This is a genomic window from Devosia sp., from assembly GCF_017307565.1.
GTDB lineage: Bacteria > Pseudomonadota > Alphaproteobacteria > Rhizobiales > Devosiaceae > Devosia.
Genome location: NZ_JAFKHD010000384.1, coordinates 1 through 1,644 on the forward strand (window position 1 = coordinate 1; position 1,644 = coordinate 1,644).

General features: G+C 62.8%; 2 protein-coding genes. One reads left to right on the top strand and one right to left on the bottom strand.

Annotated features, from left to right (window positions below):
• Nucleotides 1-61: 61 nt before the first annotated feature.
• On the bottom strand, nucleotides 62-985 hold the full coding sequence (locus J0I64_RS15525) for a hydrogen peroxide-inducible genes activator (RefSeq protein WP_291409862.1): 924 nt from the start codon (nucleotides 983-985) through the stop codon (nucleotides 62-64).
• Between the two features lie 93 nt (nucleotides 986-1,078).
• Between J0I64_RS15525 and J0I64_RS15530 the strand changes: the two genes are divergently transcribed.
• A partial coding sequence (locus J0I64_RS15530; protein WP_366933754.1) for a peroxidase family protein occupies nucleotides 1,079-1,644 on the top strand: 566 nt, incomplete at its 3' end.

Consider the following 1,644-nt stretch of genomic DNA (forward strand, 5'->3'; position numbering starts at 1 on the left):
ATGTCGATCTGGCGCGCGCCATCTGCAACGAACTCCGGCAAAACGCCATGATCTCCCAAAGTCATATTGCGGAAGCAGGGGGCTGAACAGGGGCCTCGGTACGTGTGCCACGGATCACCCGGGCGATTTCTTCGTAGGTCTGCCCCAGCGGGCTGGCCTCGCGCCAGACGAGCGCGAGATGGCGGCCAGCCTGCGGGTCATCGAGCCTATGCACGGCGATGCGCGGGTCGTTGGCTTCCTTGCGCAGGGCAATCTGGGGCAGGAGGGTCACGCCCTGACCATTGGCAACAAATTCAACGATGGTGGAGAGGGAGGTCGCGGCGAAGGTGCGGGTCGACCGGTCTCCCTCCAGCCGGCAGGCGGAAATGGTCTGATCGCGAAAACAATGGCCCTCGTCGAGCAGCAGGATGCGCTCGGGTTCGAGCGCTGCGAGCGAAACCGGCTCGGCGGTGACTTCGCTGCTCGGGGTGGCCAGGACGAAGGGATCTTCAAAGAGCGGTGATACGACGAGCTTGGGACCACCGGGCGGCGGCATGGAGGCGATGAGCGCGATGTCGAGATTGCCGTTGGACAGGCTCTCCAGCATGGCTTCTGTGCGGCTCTCGCTGATGGTGAATTTCAGCGTAGGCAGGCGGCGCGTCAGCAGCGGGAAGATTTCCGGAAGCAGATAGGGCGCCACAGTTGGGATCAGGCCGAAGCGGATGGGCCGGTTCGTTTTTCCGGTGCTGCGCAGCGCGAAATCATCCAGCGCTTCGGCGGCAGCGACCGCGGGCCGTGCCAGTTCCACAAAGTCGCGACCGAACGGGGTCAGGCGAACGCCCGTTTTTAGCCGGTCAAAGAGCGGCGTACCGCACAGCGTCTCAAGCGCCAGGATTTGCTGGGACAGTGCAGGCTGGGAAACCGAACATTCGCTGGCTGCCTGGCCGAAATGGCCGGTTCGCGCCACGGCGAGGGCATAGCGCATCTGTTTGAGGGTCACTGTCACGATAACTTTGTCCTATCAGTGGAGAAAGAATTATCGATTGGCCTAATGATTGTCACCTGCCTATAACGCGGCCTAGCAGCAAAGGAGCCCTATATGACTGACAAGACGAGTTCCCCCCACGGCGAGGCCCCCGCCGGCAAGTGCCCGGTGGATCATGGCGGCGCCAAGCCGCGCGCCAACCGCGACTGGTGGCCCAATCAGCTGCGCACGGACCTGCTGAGCCAGCATTCGGCCAAGTCCAACCCGCTCGATTCTGGCTTCAATTATCGCGAAGCCTTCAAGAAGCTCGACTATGCCGCGCTCAAGAATGACCTGCGCAAGCTTATGACCGACTCGCAGGACTGGTGGCCGGCCGACTTTGGTCACTACGGTCCGCAGATGGTCCGCATGGCCTGGCACGCAGCCGGCACCTATCGCCTGAGCGATGGCCGCGGCGGCGGCGGCCGTGGCCAGCAGCGTTTTGCTCCGCTCAACAGCTGGCCCGATAACGTCAACATCGACAAGTCGCGTCGCCTCCTGTGGCCGATCAAGCAGAAGTACGGCCAGAGCATTTCCTGGGCCGACCTGATGATTCTCGCCGGTAACGTCGCGCTCGAAACCATGGGCTTCCGCACATTTGGTTTTGCCGGTGGCCGCGAAGACACCTGGGAGCCGGATGA